Consider the following 20,793-nt stretch of genomic DNA (forward strand, 5'->3'; position numbering starts at 1 on the left):
AAGAACAAACTACTGAGCAGAGTCTTTGCAGCCGTAAAAAGAGGAACACCGTATCTTGCCGAAATAGCAACCTAAATTAATGCTACTCAGAAAAATTAATTAACCATTTATTTGCAAAAACCATAGAATACGGGTTTAAAAAACATAGGAATGTGGCTAGAAACATTTGCCGATATTCATTGCCGTTGGTTTCAACCAACGGATTCTTGATATCCACAAACCAATTCTAAACCCTTATTTCAACAAATCCATAATCGCCAAAGCCGTCATTTTTTTCTGCTCACCACTTTGCATATCTTTCAAAGTAAGTTCTCCACTTGCAATTTCATCGCCACCAATTAGTACAACGTATGGTATTTTCTTCGCATCAGCGTACGACATTTGTTTTTTCAACTTTGCTGACGTTGGATAAAGTTCTGCTGCAATACCTGCCGTTCTGAATTGTTGCAGGATTGGTAAGGCAAAGCGCTCGGCTTCCTCATCAAAATTGCTAATTAAAACCTTTGTCCCAACTTCTGCTGACGCTGGAAAAAGGTTTAGTTCTTCTAAAACATCGTAAATTCTATCTGCACCGAAAGAAACGCCAACACCTGTTAAGTCTTTTAAGCCGAACATGCCGGTTAAATCATCGTAACGACCACCACCGCCAATGCTACCCATTGCTACTTCATTAGTTTTTACCTCAAAAATGCAACCTGTATAATAATTTAAACCACGGGCAAGCGTAATATCGAGTTCTAATTTTGCCGTTAGCGGCAACGTGTAAGCAATCAGATTTTCTACATATTCAAAAACCTGTTCAATTTCTGCAATACCTTTTAAACCGGTTTCAGATTCTGCCAAAACAGTTTTTAAGCTGGCCAGTTTTTCTTCGTTTGTACCTTCCAGTAAAATCACCGGACGAAGTTTTTCCAAATCAGCTTCTGTAAATCCACGTTCTAATAATTCTTTGCTTACGCCATCCAAACCAATTTTATCAAGCTTGTCAATGGCAACTGTCATGTCGATAATTAAATCGGGTTTACCGATAATTTCGGCTATTCCGGATAAAATTTTGCGGTTATTAATTTTAATATTGAAATCTTTTAAGCCTAATTTGCCCAACGCTTCATCGTAAATCAAAATAAATTCTGCTTCATTTAGCAAACTTTTTGAACCCACAACATCTACATCACACTGGTAAAATTCGCGGTAACGACCTTTTTGTGGTTTATCTGCACGCCAAACCGGCTGCACCTGGAAACGTTTAAATGGAAGTGTAATGTCGTTTTGGTGCATCACCACATAACGGGCAAAAGGCACAGTTAAATCGTAACGGAGTGCTTTTTCAGATAGTTTAGATGTTGCGAGTTGCGAGTTCCGGGTTGCCAGTAATTGTTCATCAATCTTGCTCAGATAATCGCCACTATTCAAAATTTTAAAAATCAGTTTATCACCTTCATCGCCGTACTTTCCGGTTAAAGTTGAAAGGTTTTCCATACTTGGTGTTTGAATTTCCGCGTAACCGTATTTCCTGAAAACCGTTTTGATGGTATCATAAATAAAGTTGCGTTTTACCATTTCTACCGGAGAAAAATCGCGTGTACCTTTTGCTAATAAGGGTTTAATAACTGACATAGCCGCAAAAGTACAAAAAGGATTAATAACCACGGATATTTTAGAATTGAATTGGTCGTCATTGCGAGGCACGAAGCAATCTATTGCATTAAGATTGCTTCGTGCCTCGCAATGACGGAAATGTGCCTTAACCTGCTTTCACACTTAAACCCGGTAACAGCGGATACCGGCCTGTGGTTAAGGCCTGCAGGCGTATGAGCGGATAACGGGACTGAAATTGCCAAGAATTACCGATAATCATTTTCAAAAAATAAATGGATTTTAAAAAATCGTTACGAATCTTTCCGGTAGGTTTTACTTACTTTTGGCCCCATGATTTCATTTTTCGAAGCTTCGTTAAAGCAACTTTCTATACACCACACCGGCAATAAATTACTGGAAGAATATTATAATTTATCTGATGCGCCTCTGAAAATTGACGATGAAATATTGAGTAATTTGTTGATGCAGTATTTTTTAAAGCCTTTTGAAAAGGTAAATGAGGTTTATCATTTATATCACCCAAGCGATAATTTACAGTTAAACGAGGTTTTCCATTTTGCGAATGAGATTTTTGAAAATAATTCGCTCTTCCACGAAAATTCCGAGCAATTAGCGAAACATTTATATGATGTGGCGAACCACCCGAAAATAAAATCAGGGGAATTGTATGTTGCCTATTTTGAAAAAGTTCAAATCGAGGGCGAGCAGCTTGATGTTGTTGGGATTTTTAAATCGGAAAATAAGGATACTTATTTAAAAGTTTACCCCGAGCAAGATGGTTTTAATGTGAGTTATGAGCAGGAGGCAATTAACATTAATAAATTGGATAAAGGCTGTTTAGTTTTTAATGTGGAGAAAGAGAATGGGTTTAAAGTTGTGGTTTTAGACCAGGCAAAAAGCAGTAATGATAGTGCTGTGTATTGGAAAGATGAATTTTTAAAGCTTAAAATTAGGAACGACAGTTATAACCAAACCAATAATGTATTGGGGGTTTATAAAAATTTTGTAACCCAAAAGCTGGATGAAGATTACGAAATAAGCAAAGCCGATAAAATTGATTTACTTAACCGTTCGATGAAATATTTTAAGGAAAAAGAAACTTTTGATATTGAAGAATTCGGAAATGAAGTTATTGGAAATGCCGAAGGGATTGAATCTTTTAAAAATTACAAGAAAAGTTACGAGCAAGAGTATGAAAGTCCGATTGCGGATAGTTTTGAGATTGCAGATGCTGCGGTTAAAAAGCAAGCCCGTGTTTATAAAAGTGTTTTAAAATTGGATAAGAATTTCCACATCTACATTCATGGCAATAAAGAAATGATTGAAAAGGGTTATGATGATGAAAAATCGATGAATTATTATAAAGTTTATTTCAGAGAAGAGGAGTAGGGGTTTAGTTGGTTGGTTTTTTAGAAAGGAGTAGTTTTACATACTCTGACCCATATAAATGTATTGATGCAAACTCATAATGATATTTTTGTATTCCCGCCCAACTAAGCCTAAGCAGCAAATCTTCGTTAAGCTTAAATCGGCCTAACAAATTTTTGGGGATAGCTTAACCAAGCCAAACTCCTAACTTCAATACAAAAATTTTAAGCCGACAGTTTTGTTTCTTTTGCTGCCAAAAGAAAAAGGCCCGTCCGGCCAGGACAAAAAATAAATATCTATTGTGTTAATTCGCCATTAAATTTTTTGCTGTGCTTTCAAAGCCAAATATTGATTTATCACATTAATCGTTAATTTCTGCGGTGGGGTTAAAATAGAAAGAATGCCATGTCTGTTTAATTCCTTAACCATTACTTTTTTTTCGTAGATAAATTTTTCTGCAATGGTTTTGTGGTAAATGCCTTCAATGTCTTTCGCAGGTTCGGTACTTAAACTTCTTAACTCCGTGTTTTCGAAAAACACAACCAATAGCAAGTGGTATTTTGAAATTCTTTTTAGGTAAGGCATTTGCCTTTGCAATGCAGATAAACTTTCGAAATTTGTGAAAAAAACCAGAAGACCACGTTGTTTAATAACCGAACGTATGGTGCTATAAAGCGCTTCCATGTTACTTTCTAAATAACGTGTTTTCTCCTTGTAAAGCACTTGCATAATGTGACTCAGCTGAGTCGATTTTCGCTCTGCCGGTACAATAGAACCAATTTTTTCAGATAAAGTAATAATGCCAGCTTTATCTTGCTTAAGCATTGCCACTTTTGATAAAGCAACGGTTGCATTAATGGCATAATCGAGCAAACTTAAACCTTCAAATGGCATTCGCATTACTCTCGATTTATCGATAATGCAGTAAATATTTTGCGAACGTTCATCGGTATAAGTATTCACCATCAAGCTGTTCTTTCTTGCTGTAGCTTTCCAGTTTATTGTTCTGATATCATCACCGCCAACATAGTTTTTGATTTGGTCAAACTCGGTACTTTGTCCGATTTTTCTGATTTTTTTTACGCCAAATTCTGTTAGGTGATGAGAAGCTGCCATTAGCTCATATTGCCCAAGATTTATAAAAGATGGGTAAACCGGAAGCAGTTTTGAACCATCGAAATTAAATCTACGACTAACTAAGGCAAGCGCAGAACTGGTGTAAACCCTAATAAAACCAAAGTCGTATTCGCCACGCTTTGTTGGCCTTAAATTGTAATGAATAGATTTAACATCACCAGGTTTTAAACTCAATTTGAAATCTTTATCGCGTAATTGAAACTGAAATGGAACTTCATCAATTACCCTAAGTTTTACGCCAAAACCATATTTGTTTTGAATTTGAATTTGTATCGGGTTTTCATCGCCATTGCTTAATCTTTTTGAGGTTATTCGATGCGCATCAATGCCATTGTTTAAGCGGTAAAGAATTACAATATCTATAAGCAACAATATAAAAACAGCTCCAGTAATTATCTCCGGAATTTCGCTCAACCAACCAAAAAAAAACTTCAAAATAAACAATATTACACAAGCGGTTAAGGCTGCGAACAACCTGTTGCTTAGAAATAAGTTTTGGTAATACTGGTGAAATATTTTTTTCAATTGATTTGAGTTTTAAGCCTGAAAACTATCTTGGTATTTCTATTCTTTTAATAATTTGATGAACAACATCAGTTGTGGTAATGCCTTCCATTTCTTTTTCTGGCGATAAAATAATACGATGCGCCAAAACTGGTACTGCGACCGTAATAATATCATCAGGTGTTACAAAATCACGATTTTGTATAGCAGCCAGAGCTTTTGCACTATGAATAATTGCCAGCGAGGCCCTTGGTGATGCACCTAAATACAGCGATGGATTATTCCGGGTTTCGTTAACGATTTTGGCAATAAATTCGATAAGCTTTGGCTCTACAAATAAGTTGCGGATAATTTCCCTTGCCGATTTAATTTGCGCTACAGATAAAACAGGTTTCACTTCATCAAGTAAAGTTTTATTCACCAATGTGTGTTGCTTCATTAAAATCTCGGTTTCCTCCTCAAGCGATGGATATTTAACTTCGATTTTAAATAAAAACCTATCCAATTGTGCTTCGGGTAAACGATAGGTTCCTTCTTGCTCAATCGGGTTTTGCGTTGCCAAAACCATAAAGGGTTCTTCCATTTTATAGGTTGTGCCATCAATAGTAACCTGGCGCTCTTCCATAATTTCGAATAAGGCAGATTGCGTTTTCGCAGGCGCACGGTTAATTTCATCAACCAAAATAATGTTGCCAAAAATCGGACCTCTCCTAAATTCAAAATCTCCGGTTTTTGTATTAAAGATTGGCGTTCCCAAAACATCAGATGGCATTAAATCAGGCGTAAACTGTACTCTCGAAAACTGCGCATCAATGGATTTTGCCAATAATTTTGCGCTCAGGGTTTTTGCAACTCCCGGAACACCTTCAATTAAAATATGTCCATCAGAAAGCAAACCAACAATTAAAAAATCGATAACTTGTTTCTGACCGATAATAATGCCACTCAATACCGTACGGATTTGATTTACCGAATCGGTTAGTGCAGTTAAATCTGTGCGCTGGTTAAATTGTTCCTCTTCCATTAGGCTTTAGTGTTTTTGTAAAAATCTTCTATAATCTGGTTTAAACCAATTAATTCTGTATCGCTATAACTACTTAGCGATGGTATTTGCATGATATATCGGGTAAGCGATTTCGCCATTGCTTCGTTAATACCGGTTTTATGCATTAAGGTTGTAGCAAATGAACTATCAATTTCATTCGTTCTTAAATAATAGCGACTGCGTAAATGCTCTAGCAAATAGCTTATTTTCTTTTGCGCAATATCGAGGTTGTTGTGCTCGTGATAATAAACGCTACCTACGACTTGTGCATATTCTACAGATGTATTGGTGTATGGATCTGCAATCGGAATAATTCTTTGTCGTCTTTTTATATCGTAAAAAACAAAAAGCAACAGACTAAAAATGCAGAGGTAATAAGCGTATTTTAACTCCGGATGTTTAAAAAATACACGCAAAATATCGGTTTGCCCGGCATCAACGATATTGTAATATTCATCAAAAATTAAGGTATTAGTACCTTTTAAATAGCTAAGGGTTTTGGCTGCATACTCCGGCCCATATTTATCAAGCATGTTAAAATTACTATAGAAACCTGGTCCGGCGATTAAATATAATGCACCTTTACCATAATTGTAGCGGATAAAATTTGGTTTGTTATTCGCATCAATGCCTAAAATTGTGGTTTTTGAAGTATCTACATTTCGGTAATATTGATTGCCGATACCCTTATCAAAACCATAATTTACTACCGTTTTTAAACTCGGGTTGGTAAAGTTTAAGGAGCTTCCATCTTGATTAAAGTTATAAGCTGATTTTACTTTTAGTTCTTTTTCAGCATAATTCCCTAAATTATAACTGGCGATAAAAACCTTGTTTCCGGCAGAAGCAAACTTTTTTAATTGCTCAAAATCTTGCTTGGTAATTTTTACCTCAGGTGCTATAATTAAATAGCTGGCGTTATTGTAGTTTTTGCCTTTTAAGGTGTTGTAAATTGGTGTAGCAGATGCTTGCTTTTTTGTGCCGGGTAAAACATCCTGTATCCGGTTAAATAAAATAAATGTTCCGTAAGGGATTTTACTATCTTTTTTATAAGAAGGCGACCAATCTGTTGGTGTTGGTTTGTTAAATTGAGCCACAAGGTAAACCAATATCAATATTAGCCCAATCGCGAAATATACCTTGTAACTCCTCATTTAATTGCAGCGTTAAACTGGTTAAAGGAATGGTTAATTGGCTCAAATTTATTTTCATCAACCGGGAAATCTCCATACCATATATAATCAAACTGGTGGGTAAGTTTACCAAATGCAGATTGCAATTCTGGTTTGCTTATTTCTGTTAAATAGTTGTAGTTTGTTTTATCAGGTTTCCAATCTATAATATTGGCATCGCTTAATTTCTTCAAGCTTCTTAAATATAAAAGTCGCACCGCAAGGCGATATTTTCCTTGTCCGATTAATTTCTGAAGCTCTTTTTCATAATCGATTTCATGGATGTTGTCATTCAGCACATCATACTGTAGAATGGTTTCCTTTGATTTTTTGCTGAAAATATTCTCTGAACCAATGATTTTTATGATGATGTAAACCATAATGGCAATACCTACAAAAATGAAGAAATATTTAGACCCGGGAGTAGAACCAGCAGTAGTTATTAGTCGGGAAATCATTTCCCAAAACCACATCCAAAACCTATCCCAAAGGGATAAATCGCGGGTTTTTGACTCATCATATTGAAATTCTTTCTGCTCCGAATAGGTTTCAATCGCTCTTTTATCAAAAGATGAAGGGGTTACTTTACTGCTATCCGTTTTAACTGATGCGGTTAATTTAGTTTTTTCAACTTGCGCATAAACCTTCGCTTGCGTAAAGAGCAATAAATAACAAACAAGAAACTTGAACACCGATTTTAACATGCGCTTAATATTCTTCCGGACGATTATCAACTGGTTTTTCTTCGTTTCCGAATGTAGAAATACGTTGCATTAAGCCTGCGCTTTCCTTTTGCTCAACTAAACTGAAGTAAGATAGGGCGATGGTAATAATTGGAATTACGGTGCAAACCTGACAAAGGTATTGTATAACCGTACCAAGCATTGTAAACGTTAACGACATTTGTGGTTTGCTACCAGAAAATAAGCCAAGCATACTAAATAATGTTGTTGGTAAAACCACAAACGACATGCAGGCGTAAACGATTATCCAAATAATAAATAGAGTTCCAAAGGTTATCCAAAAATTATCTTTTATTAGTTTAAAACTTCTGTTAAATGCGTAACCAATTGTGCCATTTTCGATAACGATAATCGGGAATACCAATGAGATAATTGGCATAAGCCAAAAACCAGGAAGCAGGCAAAATAGAAAACCAACGGCAAGCAGTAAGCCTAAAAGCAGTGAGCTTCCAAAAATCCGAAAGAAATAATATTTAAAATAACCCCAAACTTCATCTGTTGTAGGTGTTAGATTGCCTTTTTGCACATAAATCGCAATGTAAGAAAGTGTTGCTACAGTTGTACTGGCGTAGCCAGCAAGTGAAAATAAAATGGCCAGAAAATATTCCAGGCCATAAAGACCTGCGCCAAATCCCCTGTTTCTAAATCCGTCTAAATTGTTTACGATGTTCACCATTTTGTACTGTTGCAACAACATGGCCAACATTCCGGCAATCATGAAAAGTCCGGAAAAAATAAAATAGGTTTTAACGAGTGGTTTGAAATTTTGACGAACAAACGTGAACGTATCGTTAATTATCTGACCGAAATCGCGTATTTTCTTAAATTCTATTTTAAGGAGCATATTAACTTAATTGTGATTTATAATAAATTTTTCTAGGGTAGATAAAAACATACCAAATGATGAAAGTGGCAGAGCTTGTTAAAATCAGGCCGCTTAACGTCCAGTGCATTTCGGTATGACGGGTAACAAAACTTTCGAAAAAAGCAGCTACAATAAATATTGGTACAAGTCCAAACACTATTTTTAAACCATCTTTAGCACCCTTTAAAACGGATGCCATTCTCGTGTAAGTTTTTGGAAATAAAAAGCTGTTGCCTAAAATAAGTCCGGCGGCACCGGCCAAAACAATTGCAGAAATTTCTAAAGTGCCGTGAACCCAAATCACTAAAACCGATTGAATACCCAACCCTTTGCTAAAGAAGAAATATTGAAACGAACCTAGCATTACACCATTTCTGAATAAGGAAACAATGCTTCCGAAGGAAAAAAGTATACCTAGAACAAAGGTGTATAGAGAAACGAAAATGTTATTTGCCCCAATTTGGATAAACATCATTATTGGGTTCTGTTGCTTATATACGCCGAATGGGTCGCCTTTTGCAATGTTATCATTGGTCATGTTTACATAACCGTCGCCCAAAATTAGTCTGATAAAAGTATCATCATACTTTGCAGAAATTGCGCCAATTGCACAAGAAACCAAGAAAAATACAAGTGAGTAAATGACTTGTTTTCTATGCTCGAAGAAGAGTAAGGGTAATTCTGTTTTCCAGAAAATTAAAAACCGGTTTGATTTTTCTTTTTTGTTTTTATAAACCGAGCCATGAAGTTTGGAGGCTAAGCCGTTTAAATAGGCTGTTGTTTTTGAGTTTGGATAAAAAGTTTTAGCATAAGCTAAATCATTTGTTATTTCAGTAAAACGATCGGCAAGTTCATCAGGACTTGCTTGTTGCAAATCGTTAAATCGCTGCCATTTTTCTGTATTTTGTTTAACAAATAAAGCTTCTCTCATTAATAGCTACTCAAATCTGTGGTTAAAATAGTTTAAATTTTCTTGCTAACAAAAATAAGCGGCAATTGCTTTATCAATTTTACGCTGAAAAATTTACAAACGCGAAACTATCATCTATGCATAAAAAAAATTATGTTTGAAATATGGAAACCATTACAATTAGCACTGCTCAAAATGTTGATATTGAATATGAAGTTGCAGGCTTGGGCGAACGCATAGCTGCCCGATTAATAGATCTTGCTGGCTTTGCAGTTTTGTACATCGTGGTTTTAATTTTAATGGTTGCGGCACAGTTCAGTACATCGGGCAATATTTCAATCGTCCTGATTATTCTATTTGCGGTAATATTTATTTTTTATGACTTGGTTTGCGAAATGCTGATGAACGGGCAAAGTTTCGGGAAAAAAATTATGAAGATAAAAGTCATCAGCCTTGATGGCGGACAACCAACCTTCGGCCAATATTTAATGCGTTGGATTTTTAGAATTGTAGATTTTGGAGTGTGGTTTGGATGGGGTGTAGTTGCCTTAATTTCTGTAGCAGTTACAGAAAAGCACCAGCGTATTGGCGATAAATTAGCGAAAACAACATTAATTAAAACGGTTCCCCGTACAAAAATTGATAACGTTGCCTTTAGTTTTTCATTGCCAGAAGATTACGAGCCCATATTTAAAGAGGTTTTGCATTTAAATGATAGAGATGCTGAACTTGTTTACGAGGTTTTAACGGGTTACTACACAACCGGAAATGCAGATTTAATTTATGCGATGGCCGCAAAAATTAAAGCACATATCGCTGTGAATATTCCTGCCGGGATGAACGAACTTCAGTTTCTGGAAACCGTTATGAGAGATTATAAACACATTACCGCCAATATTAATGTTTAGTGGATAAACATTTTATATAAGTAACATATCAATACAAAATTACCAACGATAATTATCATTGATTTTAGCACAATCGGGCTTTTTGCAAAGGGAAATTTTTGAATGATAAAAGCTGAAATAAACACCAAAATTAATGGAATTGCTGGAGGGTATAATTCCCAGCTTTGTTGAAAATTACCCTGAAACAGCAAGATAACTGAACGCTGAAAACCGCAACCAGGGCAATCTAAATGAGTTAATGTTTTAATAGGGCAGGGTATTAAATGATTTTGCAGCCAATCAACTAAATTGATTGTGCTGCAAAATATTTGTAAAGTAATCAATAACATTAAACAACCGGAGGAGGCGTATCGTTAGGATTGTTTTGATTACCAAATGGATTATTGAAGTTGTTGTTTTGGTTATTGAACGGGTTATTTCCGAAGCCATTATTTTGAGCCTCTGCCGCTGATGGACCTAAATATCTAGCATTTCCAAAACCTAAAAGTGGCCAGAAAACGTAAGGAAATATAACTAAGCCAACGGTAAAACCCTCTGATTTTCCGAAACTTTTACTTATTAAGTTTATTAACCAAATGACGAAAACAGGATAAGTACATGGAATCAATAACCACAAAATCCAAATCATTGGCTTGCCAACAATTTCAATCATCACAATAAAATTGTAAATTGGAATTAAAGCTGCCCAACCTGGTTTGCCGGCTTTTTCAAAAACCTTCCACATTCCAACAATCAGCAATACAATAATTGCCAAATAAACAATAATAGCAACTGCGCCAATGCCCGCGGCTATACCGCTACCTTCATAAGATTCGTACTCATTCATAAGTTTTCGTTTTTTAGATTAATAATAAACTAAGCTAAAATTTTAAAATTAAAAATGAAAGAAGCTGATATTAAATTATTTAAGTACTGCAGAAATTTTTGGTTGCAGTGCGCTTGCCCAATTTTCATACATTTTACCGCTTGGATGTAAACCATCGTTTGCAATTAATGTAGCATCATTTGCGGCCATTCTAGAGCCAAGTGTAATATTTGTGAAACTTACGCCTGCATCATTAGTTATTTTTTCTGCTGCTGTGTTAAATGCATCAATTTCTTTGGCAATTGCTTCAGCAGATTTGAAGCCACTTTTTGCGAAAGGTGTTACGCCCCAATCGGGTATAGAAACTACAAAAACTCTGGCTTTTTTCCCGCCAGCAAAACCAATGGCGGTTTCCAATAACTCACGAAATTCTTTTTTGTAAGTTTCTAAACTGTAACCTCTATATTGGTTATTTACGCCAATAAGTAAGGTAACAAAATCGAATTTTTGGGTAACTTTTGCCTGTACAATTGCGCCCTGAAGCTCGTCGGTTGTCCAGCCAGTTCTGGCAATTATTTTCGGCGTTTCTAAGTTAATTGCATTTTTTGCCAGTAAATTTTTAAGTTGAAAAGGAAAAGATTCATTTTGACTAACCGCCTCACCAATTGTATACGAATCGCCCAAGGCAAGGTATGTAAAAATACCTGTTGTGTTTTTTTCTACAAAAGAAGTATCGGTTGGTTGATTTACAGGCATTGGATTTTGCTTAGTGCAACCCGAAGATAGAAAAGAAAATAAAATAGCGCTCAATAAAATTTTCATGCACTAATTTACGCAAAAGTAGCTTACACGGTTTTAGATTTTTAGAAGCTCAACGGGCTTGCGTTTATGGCTAATTTTGTCCCGCCAATGCTGCAATCTTTTGGTTAAACTTACGAAGTCTAACAGGCATCTTCCAGTAGAGACTTCGTAAGTTTAAAGAACCAAAAGTATTTTCGCGTATGTCGGGGCTAATGTTCGCGGCTTGTTAAAATTATCACAATTATCCGTTGGTTGAAACCAACGGCAAAGAGCATTAGGAAGTTTTATAGGGTTTTAAGGAGAACAAGTTGTTTATTGCAGGCTTGCTTTAGGTGCCTGTTTTATGTTAAGCACTTTGTAGATTCGCAAGTTTTGTGCACTATTCTTTGTTCTCAAACCCGATTGAAGTGAAAAGCCCGCAAGCGAGGCACGAGTGCGGACTTGTAACGTAAAGCGGGACTGATGCCCGCCAAAAGTACCAACCGTTCATTTTCAAAAAAATTATATTATACCAATTCCATTTTGAAAAGATTGGCAATATGATTTTTCAGTTTTTCCTTCACTTCTTCGATATTGGGTTTATAGCCCAATTCATGTTCTAAAGAGGTAACCGCTTTATCATCAATACCGCAAGGCACAATGTTTTTAAAGTAATCTAAATCAACGTTTACATTAAAGGCAAAGCCATGCATGGTAACCCAACGACTGCAACGAACGCCCATAGCGCAAATTTTTCGGGCTTTCTCATTATCAGCATCCAGCCAAACGCCGGTATAGCCTTCGTATCTTCCGCTTTCAATTCCGTAATCTTTAAGGGTTAAAATTACCGCTTCTTCTAGCATTCTAAGGTATAAATGTATGTCGGTAAAGAAATTATCTAAATCTAAAATCGGGTAGCCAACAATTTGGCCAGGGCCGTGATAGGTAATGTCGCCACCGCGATTTATCTTGTAATATGTTGCCTGCTTATCTTTAAGGCCTTGTTCATCTAGCAGCAAGTTTTCTGGATGACCGCTTTTACCCAAGGTATAAACATGCGGGTGCTCATTAAAAATAAGATAGTTAGGTGTAGGTAAATTTGTGCCATTAACGCGATTTTCGCTTTTGATGGCTACGGTTTTATTTAACAAATCTTCCTGCCTATCCCAGGCTTGCTGGTAATCTGTTAACCCCCAATCTATAAATTGTGTTTTTACTAATTTATCCGCAGCGTATTTTTCACTTTCCTCGTTCATCTTCTTATTACGGTTTATTTTTCCGCAGCCTGTACATAGCCAACCATATAGCCATCTTTTGTTTTAAAATAATTTACAGTTAGTTCGCGTGTTCCGTTTGGTAACTCTACCAAGGCATTTAAACTGCCTTCGCTTTTTAGCTTAAAGGGTTTGATGTGTATGTGGGCCTTAAATTCCAGCCCTTTTTTACCATGCCATTTGTAAATTGCTTCTTTAGCACACCAACATACATAAAGTCCTTCGGTGTTATCGCCAATTTGCTTTTGTGCAAGCTCAACATCACTTAAAAACTTATGCTTTATGCTTTTTATTTTATGTTTGATGAGTTCGATATCAACGCCTACAGCGTAATCCTTACTAATCATTACAGCTGCGTAATCGTAAGAATGGCTTAAAGAAATTTTATAATCGAAGTTTACGAGGTATGGTTTGCCATCTTCATCAAATTTGCAATCGATATACTCGGCGGTATTTAAAAGCGTACGTAAAAGTAAACGAGTGCTTAACCAATGGAGCAACCGTTTTCCATTATTTAATGATGAAATGATATCGAGCTCATGCTGTTTTAACTGTAAACCGGCTAAAAGTTGCGCTTCTGTTTCCTCAATTTTCCAGATTGCCAGAACAGAGTGTTCATCAATATTTTTATTATAAACTATTGGCATTTATAAAATTGAAATTTAACATGCAAAATTATCTTAAATAAATGATAATTTAGGCCAAAAATACGCATAATAATGATATTATCTGATAAAAGGATTTTAGAGGAAATTGATAAAGGAACAATAATTATTGAACCTTTCGATCGCAGTTGCTTAGGCACCAATTCGTACGATGTACATTTGGGCAAATATTTAGCAACCTATAAAAGCCGTGTATTGGATGCAAAAAAACATAATGAAATTGAGCATTTCGAAATCCCAAAGGATGGTTTCGTGCTTCAGCCAGGTACATTATACTTGGGTGTAACATTAGAATACACCGAAACGCATAGTCATGTGCCATTTTTAGAAGGTAAAAGTAGCACCGGAAGATTAGGAATTGATATACACGCTACTGCTGGTAAGGGCGATGTTGGGTTCTGCAACACCTGGACTTTGGAAATTTCAGTAGCGCAACCCGTTAAGGTTTATGCAGGAATGCCAATTGGGCAATTAATTTATTTTGTTGTAGAAGGCGAAGTAGAAACCATGTATAACAGTAAAGGCAACGCCAAATATAATAACAAAACAACCCGGCCTGTTGAAAGTATGATGTGGAAGAACAGCTTTTAGCTTAATTTGGTTTTCATGTAAAATTCATAATTATATGCCTCAGGTTTTGTATCTTGAGGCATATTTACTTTTACACTACACCAAATGAAAATCAAAGTCTCGCTCCTTCTAGGTTTTTTCGCTGTGCTTTTTAGTTTTTTAGCATTTAAAATGGACGATGATCCATTCACCCAATTGCTAAAAAAGCTAGAAGATTACTCAAATAAATATCCACAAGAAAAAGTATATCTCCACTTAGATAAACCTTACTACGCCATTGGCGATGATATATGGTTTAAAGCTTATACTGTAAATACTAAAACGCTTGCACCATCAGAAATTAGTAAGATTTTATATGTAGAGCTTATTAATGAAAAAGATTCTTTAAAAAGACTTGTAAAACTGCCACTAATGGGAGGCATAACCTGGGGTGATTTTAAGCTTACAGATTCACTGGGCGAAGGAAATTATCGAATTAGGGCATACACAAGTTACATGCGTAATTTCGGAACAGACTTTTTCTTTGATAAAAACATTAAAGTTGGTAATGGCTGGGCAAACAAAGTCTTCACTTTTACAGAATATAAGTTTAGCAAAGAAAATAATACCGATAAAGTAAATGCAAGTATTCGTTTTGAGGATAAGAATGGAGTTGCTTATAAGGATAATGATGTAACCTACGAGGTTCAGCTGGATTACAGGACAATAGCCAAAGGTAAGGCCAAAACTAATGAATCTGGAATAGCAAATATCGATTTTGCGAATAATCAATCTTTCCTCAATAAAAAAGGAAAAGTTATTGCAGCAATTACATTAGATAACAAACAAAAGGTTATTAAGAATATTCCGATAACATCGACAAGTAACGAAGTTGATGTACAGTTTTTGCCCGAAGGCGGTGCCATGGTAGAAGAATTGCCACAAAAAATAGCAATAAAAGCAGTTAATGGAGCGGGTTTGGGAGAAGATGTTAAGGCTAAAATTGTAGATCAAACCGGAGCAGAAGTTACAAATGTAGAAACTACACATTTAGGCATTGGAAGTTTCATCTTAAACATGCAGGCAGGAAAGTTGTACACGGCAAAAGTTACTTTCAAGGATGGTTCTCAAAAAGATTTTCGATTGCCTTTGGCTCAAAAAAGCGGTTATGCGTTATCTATAAATAATTTAGATACTGGAAAAGTATCTGTTAAAATAATGACAACCGCAGATTTAACAAATTCTGATGAGGTAAAGATTGTAGGACAACAAGGTGGAAATATATACTATGTTTCGAAGGCAAAAGTTGATAAACAATTGCTAACTGCAATTATTCCAAAAAGTAAATTGCCTTCGGGAATTATTCAGTTTACGTTGTTTTCTGCTAATAATCAGCCCCTTGCAGAACGCTTGATTTTTAATAAAAATAAAATTGATGTGATAGATGTTAAACTAAATACGTCTGGCGCTTCTGCTGAGAAAAAGGGAAAATCGACTATAAATTTTAATGTATCAAACAGACAAAAGCCTTTGATTGGCAGTTTTTCTGTTTCTGTTACAAACGCCAGTAAAGTTACACCCGATGAAGATAATGAGAGTAATATATTTGCCAATTTATTACTAACATCAGATTTGGCTGGTTATGTAGAAAAACCAAATTATTACTTTAAAAATGATGATACAAAGACCATAAAAGATTTAGATAATTTGCTATTAACACAAGGCTGGCGGAGATTTCTTTGGAAGAACGTAATCAATGGAGTTGGTCCGACAATTACTTATAAGCCTGAGCAATCTACCTCGATTAGTGGTGTGGTAACTAAAGGTGGTAAACCCGTGCCTAATGGTAAAGTAATGATAATGGCTACCAAAGGAGGATTATTTATTCAAGATACGATAACAAATGCCGAAGGTAGATTTAGCTTTGATAACCTCGAATTTAACGATAGTGTAAGGTTTGTAGTACAAGCCAGAACAAAAACAGATAGAAAGTTTGTAGAAATTAAACTTGATGCGCATCCAGCTCAAATTATTACCAAAAGCAAGAATGGAGCAGAAATAGATGTTAATGTGAACAATACATTAATGAAATACATTAAAGAAAGCGATACATACTTTAATGAAATGACAAGATTGGGATTGCTGGAACGAACCATAAAATTAAATGAAGTTACCGTAACTGAGCAAAGAAATCCAGCCAAAAATTCGGCGAATTTAAATGGTGCTGGTCGTGCTGATTTTATATTAACTGCAAAGGATTTGGAAATGTGTGTAACACTCTCGCAATGCTTAAACGGAAGAATACCTTTTGTTTTGTGGAGAAATGGCATCCCTTACTCAACCAGAAGTCAAAATACACCAATGGCTATCGTTGTTGACGGCATGAATGTTGAAGCTGATTTTCTTGATGTTTTGAATCCCAATGATATTGAAACGATTGAAGTTTTACGCACCCCCGGCAATACAGCGATTTATGGCAGCCGTGGTGGTGGTGGCGTGCTCGTTATAACTACAAAACGTGGTGGTAGCGGCGTTGTAGCTAATAGTTATGCGCCCGGTGTAGTTACGGTTAACGAAAAAGGTTTCTCCATTTCCAGAGAATTTTATGCGCCAAAATATGATGGTGCAACAAGCACTTCAAGAGCAGATTTTCGTAGTACGATTTACTGGAATCCGCAAGTTGTAAGTGATAAAGATGGAAAGGCAACTTTTAATTTTTATAATGCCGATGAAGCTGGAACCTACAGAATTGTTATTGAGGGCATAGATGCTGACGGGCATTTTGCAAGATCTGTATCAACATTTGATGTAAAATAAATATTGCAATAACTAAAAGGTTAGTACTATGCTATTGATTTGTGCCTCAGGTTTATTAACTTGAGGCATAATCATTTTACCTAACCATTATGAAAAATCTAATCACTCGCCTCCTGCTATTCTCGGCAGTTTTTGTAACACTCTTAGCCTTTAAAGGAGATGACGATCCTTTTAATGCTATCCTTAAAAAATTGGTTGATTATAATACAAAGTATCCACACGAAAAAGTTTACCTCCATCTCGATAAACCATATTATGCCGTAGGAGACGACATTTGGTTTAAAGCTTACGCAACAAATTCTAATACTAAAGGACTTTCATCATTAAGCAAAATAATTTATGTTGAATTAATTGATGAAAAAGATTCGTTGAAGAGGCAACTTAAATTGCCACTTATGAATGGCGTAAGCTGGGGTAATATTAAAATAGCTGATAGTTTGATGGAGGGCAACTACCGAATTCGGGCATACACAAACTATATGCGGAATTTCGAAACCGACTATTTCTATGATAAAACTATTAAAGTTGGCAATAGCATTTCAAACACGGTTTTCACTAAAACAGCCTATAAATTCAGCAAAGAAAATAATTTGAATAATATTAATGCAACCATACATTTCGAAGATAAAAATGGTATGCCATATCGGGAAGATGAGATTAGTTACGAGATTCAAATTGATGATAAAACACAATCAAAAGGTAAAGCTAAAACAGACTTAAATGGTGATGCAAAAATTAATTTTACCAGCAATCAATTTAATAAGCAAGGTAAAATCTTAGCTCGTTTGCAACTTCCAAACAAGTCAAAGGTTTTAAAAGTGATACCAATTTTAAGTACATCTAACCAAATAGATGTTCAATTTTTACCCGAAAGTGGTGTTCTGCTTGAAGATTTACCACAAAAAATTGCCGTTAAGGCTATAAATTCTACTGGTAGAGGCGAAAACATTTCGGGCGTGGTATTAGATGATAATAAAAAAGTAGTGACCACCTTCCAAACCGCACATTTAGGCATGGGCAATTTTATTACAAATGTACAACCCGGTAAAACCTATACGGCTTTGGTTAAATTTAAAGATGGTTCTGAAAAGGAATTCAAATTTCCTGAAATACAAAAAGGCCATTCAATCTCGGTTGATAATACCGATGATAAAATATTAAAAGTGAAGATATTATCCTCTTCGGATTTAATAAATGGAGCGGAGCTTAAAATTATAGCGCAGAAAAATGGTTCTATTTTTCATGTGGCGAAGGCTAGAATTAATAAGCAATTGGTATCAACATCAATTGATAAAAGTAAACTTCCATCAGGTATTACGCAGCTTACATTGTTTTCTGGCGATAATCAGCCAATTGCGGAACGTTTGGTGTTTCTAAATCATAAAAACAATCAATTAGCTATTGATGTAAATGCAGATTCAGTTTCTGCAAGTAGAAAAGGCAAAACTGTTTTTAACTTTAACGCATCTGATAATAGCAAAGCAGCAATTGGTAGCTTTTCTATATCTGTTGCCAATATTAGTAAGATTAAACCCGATGAAAATAACGAAAGCAATATTTTAAGCAACTTATTACTTACATCAGATTTAGCCGGATACGTTGAAAATCCTAATCACTATTTCTTAAATGATGATGAAAAAACCAGGCAGGAATTGGATAATTTAATGCTTACTCAAGGCTGGAGCCGCTTTGTATGGAAGAATGTAATTAATGATGTTGCTCCAAAAATAACATATGCCGCAGAGCAATCTGCTGTAATAAGTGGAATTGTTAAAAAGGGAGGCAAGCCAGTAGTTGGCGGTAAAGTGATGTTAATGGCAAAGGATTCAAAAGCTTTTGTTTTGGATACCATAACCGATGCACAAGGTAGGTTCAAATTCCAAAACCTGTTGTTCAAAGATAGTACAAGATTTGTTGTCCAGGCCCGTACAAAAAGTAATGAAAAAAATGTGAACATTATACTAGATAATGTACCTGCTCAAATCATCACAAAAAATAAAAATCTGGCAGATGTTGAGGTTAATGTAAATGAGGTTTTAATGACCTATATTAAAGCCAATGATAGCTATTTCGATGAAATGAGGCGTTTAGGATTGATGGATAAAAGCATAAAACTTAATGAAGTAACCATTGCAGGAAAAAAGAACTTAGCGCCAAACTCATCTAACTATAACGGGCCTGGAATGGCAGATTTTGTATTGGGTGGAGATAAGATGAAAAATTGCCCTACCTGGACTTGTGTTTGGAGGCAAATCCCTGGTATAATTGCAAGGTTAGATACGCCAAGATTAATAAGAGGCAGTTTTGGCTCAACTACTTTAAAGCAAACGCCTATGCTGTATGTTGTAGATGGTATATATCCTGGTAGTTTAGAGGGTTTAATGCCGGCAGATATTGAGAGTATAGAACTACTAAAGACAATCGCTTATACAACTATATATGGTTTTGATGCTGGCGGAGGAGTTCTTGTAATTACCACCAGGCGAGGAGTAGATACACCGTATATTCCTGAAGGTATTGTTAATTTAAAACCAAAGGGTATTACTGTCTCTAAAGTATTTTATGCACCGCAATATGATAAGCCAGAGCCATTAAATATTGATGATACAAGAAATACAATCTATTGGAATCCGGAAGTTATTACAAATGATACTGGTAAAGGGCGGTTTGAATTCTATAATGCTAACGAGCCAGGAAATTATAGAATGATTATAGAAGGTATTGATGTATCAGGACGTTTAGCGAGAAAAGTATATACTTATAGCGTTAAATAACTAAAAAGTAATAAATTTGAATTAGTATGCATGCATACTAATTCAAATTTATTACTTTGCTTCAAATACATTCAAAATATCATTAAAATGAATACAATAAAAGTTAGCGTTAAAGATCGTTTGGCTACGATTACCTTAGATAGAGGCAAGTCTAATGCCATGAACCGGGAATTAATTGTAGAATTTAATGATATGTTGCAAAACATCTCCAATGATGATAATATTGGTGGTGTTATTTTAACAGGTAAGGCGCCTTTCTTTTCAGCAGGGCTGGACCTTGTAGAACTTTATAAGTATAATGAAGAAGAGGCTAAATCTTTCTTTGAACTTTTTTTCAGTTTTACGGCAAATCTGGTCGCTTTTAAAAAACCAATTGTTGCCGCCATTAGTGGTCATAGCCCTGCGGGTGGTTGCGTTATGGCCTTGGCCTGCGATTACAGAATCATGGCAGAAGGTCAATTCATCATTGGTTTAAATGAGGTTCCGGTTGGGATTATCGTGCCGAACAGTATTTTTCAATTATATTCATTTTGGATTGGCAGCGCAGAAGCATCACGAAGTTTGTTAACCGGAAAATTGTTTAATCCTGAAGAAGCATTAAAAATCGGTTTGGTAGATGAAGTTGTAAAAAATGAAAGTTTGCTTACTGCTGCAGAGCGGAAAATAAAGAAATTTATGGAGCTTGAAAGCAACACCTGGTCGCAAAGTAAACTCAATATTCGAAAGGATTTAATAGCTGCCGTAAATGGCGACCAATCTGCTACACTCGAGAAAATGCTGACGCAATGGTGGTCGCCATCAACCAGACATATCTTGAAAACCATTTTAGAAAATCTTCAGAGAAAATAATCAAATTCAAAATCACAGTTGAACAATTG

General features: G+C 35.6%; 18 protein-coding genes. 6 read left to right on the forward strand and 12 right to left on the reverse strand.

All coding sequences use genetic code 11. The features are described 5' to 3' along the window. Positions 1 to 234: 234 nt before the first annotated feature. Entirely contained in the window at positions 235 to 1,617 is a 1,383-nt protein-coding gene (gene hisS / locus QWY86_RS11910) for a histidine--tRNA ligase (RefSeq protein ID WP_290242410.1), read from the reverse strand. Positions 1,618 to 1,929: 312 nt separating this feature from the next. On the opposite strand from hisS, the gene QWY86_RS11915 reads away from it, so the two are divergent. After that, positions 1,930 to 2,988, forward strand: a complete 1,059-nt coding sequence (locus QWY86_RS11915) for a nucleoid-associated protein (RefSeq protein WP_290242412.1) — start codon at positions 1,930 to 1,932, stop codon at positions 2,986 to 2,988. Between the two features lie 294 nt (positions 2,989 to 3,282). Here QWY86_RS11915 and QWY86_RS11920 read toward each other — a convergent pair whose 3' ends face one another. The 6 genes from QWY86_RS11920 to QWY86_RS11945 are packed head-to-tail and all read right to left on the reverse strand — an operon-like array spanning position 3,283 to position 9,364. After that, positions 3,283 to 4,629 (reverse strand): DUF58 domain-containing protein, encoded by a 1,347-nt coding sequence (locus QWY86_RS11920; protein WP_290242414.1) that lies wholly within the window; start codon positions 4,627 to 4,629, stop codon positions 3,283 to 3,285. A 25-nt stretch (positions 4,630 to 4,654) separates the two neighbouring features. Further along, positions 4,655 to 5,632: an AAA family ATPase gene (locus tag QWY86_RS11925; protein WP_290242417.1), complete on the reverse strand. Its 978-nt coding sequence runs from the start codon at positions 5,630 to 5,632 to the stop codon at positions 4,655 to 4,657. Further along, a complete protein-coding gene (locus QWY86_RS11930; RefSeq protein WP_290242418.1) occupies positions 5,632 to 6,807 on the reverse strand; it encodes a DUF4350 domain-containing protein in 1,176 nt (391 codons plus the stop codon). The genes QWY86_RS11925 and QWY86_RS11930 overlap by 1 nt, the downstream gene beginning before the upstream one ends. Next, positions 6,804 to 7,529 (reverse strand): DUF4129 domain-containing protein, encoded by a 726-nt coding sequence (locus QWY86_RS11935; protein ID WP_290242420.1) that lies wholly within the window; start codon positions 7,527 to 7,529, stop codon positions 6,804 to 6,806. Before QWY86_RS11935 ends, QWY86_RS11930 begins: the two co-directional genes overlap by 4 nt. Positions 7,530 to 7,533: 4 nt before the next feature. Continuing rightward, positions 7,534 to 8,412, reverse strand: coding sequence for a hypothetical protein (locus QWY86_RS11940; protein WP_290242422.1), 879 nt, complete (start codon positions 8,410 to 8,412; stop codon positions 7,534 to 7,536). Between the two features lies 1 nt (position 8,413). Beyond that, positions 8,414 to 9,364, reverse strand: a complete 951-nt coding sequence (locus tag QWY86_RS11945; protein WP_290242424.1) for a stage II sporulation protein M — start codon at positions 9,362 to 9,364, stop codon at positions 8,414 to 8,416. Between the two features lie 143 nt (positions 9,365 to 9,507). On the opposite strand from QWY86_RS11945, the gene QWY86_RS11950 reads away from it, so the two are divergent. Continuing rightward, complete coding sequence (locus QWY86_RS11950) at positions 9,508 to 10,251, forward strand: RDD family protein (RefSeq protein WP_290242426.1); 744 nt, start codon at positions 9,508 to 9,510, stop codon at positions 10,249 to 10,251. Here QWY86_RS11950 and QWY86_RS20125 read toward each other — a convergent pair. From QWY86_RS20125 to QWY86_RS11970, 5 genes are all read right to left on the reverse strand, one after another. Continuing rightward, entirely contained in the window at positions 10,248 to 10,580 is a 333-nt protein-coding gene (locus QWY86_RS20125; RefSeq protein WP_353958916.1) for a DUF2752 domain-containing protein, read from the reverse strand. The genes QWY86_RS11950 and QWY86_RS20125 overlap by 4 nt on opposite strands. Further along, on the reverse strand, positions 10,580 to 11,077 hold the full coding sequence (locus QWY86_RS11955; RefSeq protein WP_290242428.1) for a DUF5684 domain-containing protein: 498 nt from the start codon (positions 11,075 to 11,077) through the stop codon (positions 10,580 to 10,582). Before QWY86_RS11955 ends, QWY86_RS20125 begins: the two co-directional genes overlap by 1 nt. A 75-nt stretch (positions 11,078 to 11,152) precedes the next feature. Then, the gene (locus QWY86_RS11960; RefSeq protein ID WP_290242429.1) at positions 11,153 to 11,878 is read right to left on the reverse strand and encodes an SGNH/GDSL hydrolase family protein; all 726 of its coding nucleotides are present in this window, start codon (positions 11,876 to 11,878) and stop codon (positions 11,153 to 11,155) included. 485 nt (positions 11,879 to 12,363) lie between these two features. After that, entirely contained in the window at positions 12,364 to 13,092 is a 729-nt protein-coding gene (gene lipB, locus QWY86_RS11965; RefSeq protein WP_290242431.1) for a lipoyl(octanoyl) transferase LipB, read from the reverse strand. Positions 13,093 to 13,106: 14 nt separating this feature from the next. Continuing rightward, positions 13,107 to 13,757 (reverse strand): 4'-phosphopantetheinyl transferase family protein, encoded by a 651-nt coding sequence (locus tag QWY86_RS11970; RefSeq protein ID WP_290242433.1) that lies wholly within the window; start codon positions 13,755 to 13,757, stop codon positions 13,107 to 13,109. Between the two features lie 72 nt (positions 13,758 to 13,829). Here QWY86_RS11970 and dcd point away from each other — a divergent pair, with 72 nt between their 5' ends. The 4 genes from dcd to QWY86_RS11990 all read left to right on the forward strand — a co-directional run bounded on the left by dcd (position 13,830) and on the right by QWY86_RS11990 (position 20,764). Beyond that, positions 13,830 to 14,366, forward strand: coding sequence for a dCTP deaminase (gene dcd / locus QWY86_RS11975; protein ID WP_290242435.1), 537 nt, complete (start codon positions 13,830 to 13,832; stop codon positions 14,364 to 14,366). Positions 14,367 to 14,450: 84 nt separating this feature from the next. Further along, complete coding sequence (locus tag QWY86_RS11980; protein ID WP_290242437.1) at positions 14,451 to 17,141, forward strand: carboxypeptidase-like regulatory domain-containing protein; 2,691 nt, start codon at positions 14,451 to 14,453, stop codon at positions 17,139 to 17,141. An 89-nt stretch (positions 17,142 to 17,230) separates the two neighbouring features. Beyond that, complete coding sequence (locus QWY86_RS11985; protein WP_290242438.1) at positions 17,231 to 19,915, forward strand: transthyretin-like family protein; 2,685 nt, start codon at positions 17,231 to 17,233, stop codon at positions 19,913 to 19,915. An 87-nt stretch (positions 19,916 to 20,002) separates the two neighbouring features. Beyond that, complete coding sequence (locus QWY86_RS11990; protein WP_290242439.1) at positions 20,003 to 20,764, forward strand: enoyl-CoA hydratase/isomerase family protein; 762 nt, start codon at positions 20,003 to 20,005, stop codon at positions 20,762 to 20,764. Positions 20,765 to 20,793 lie beyond the last annotated feature (29 nt).

Origin of the sequence: Pedobacter aquatilis, from assembly GCF_030409415.1 — a bacterium.
Classification (GTDB): Bacteria; Bacteroidota; Bacteroidia; order Sphingobacteriales; family Sphingobacteriaceae; genus Pedobacter; species Pedobacter aquatilis.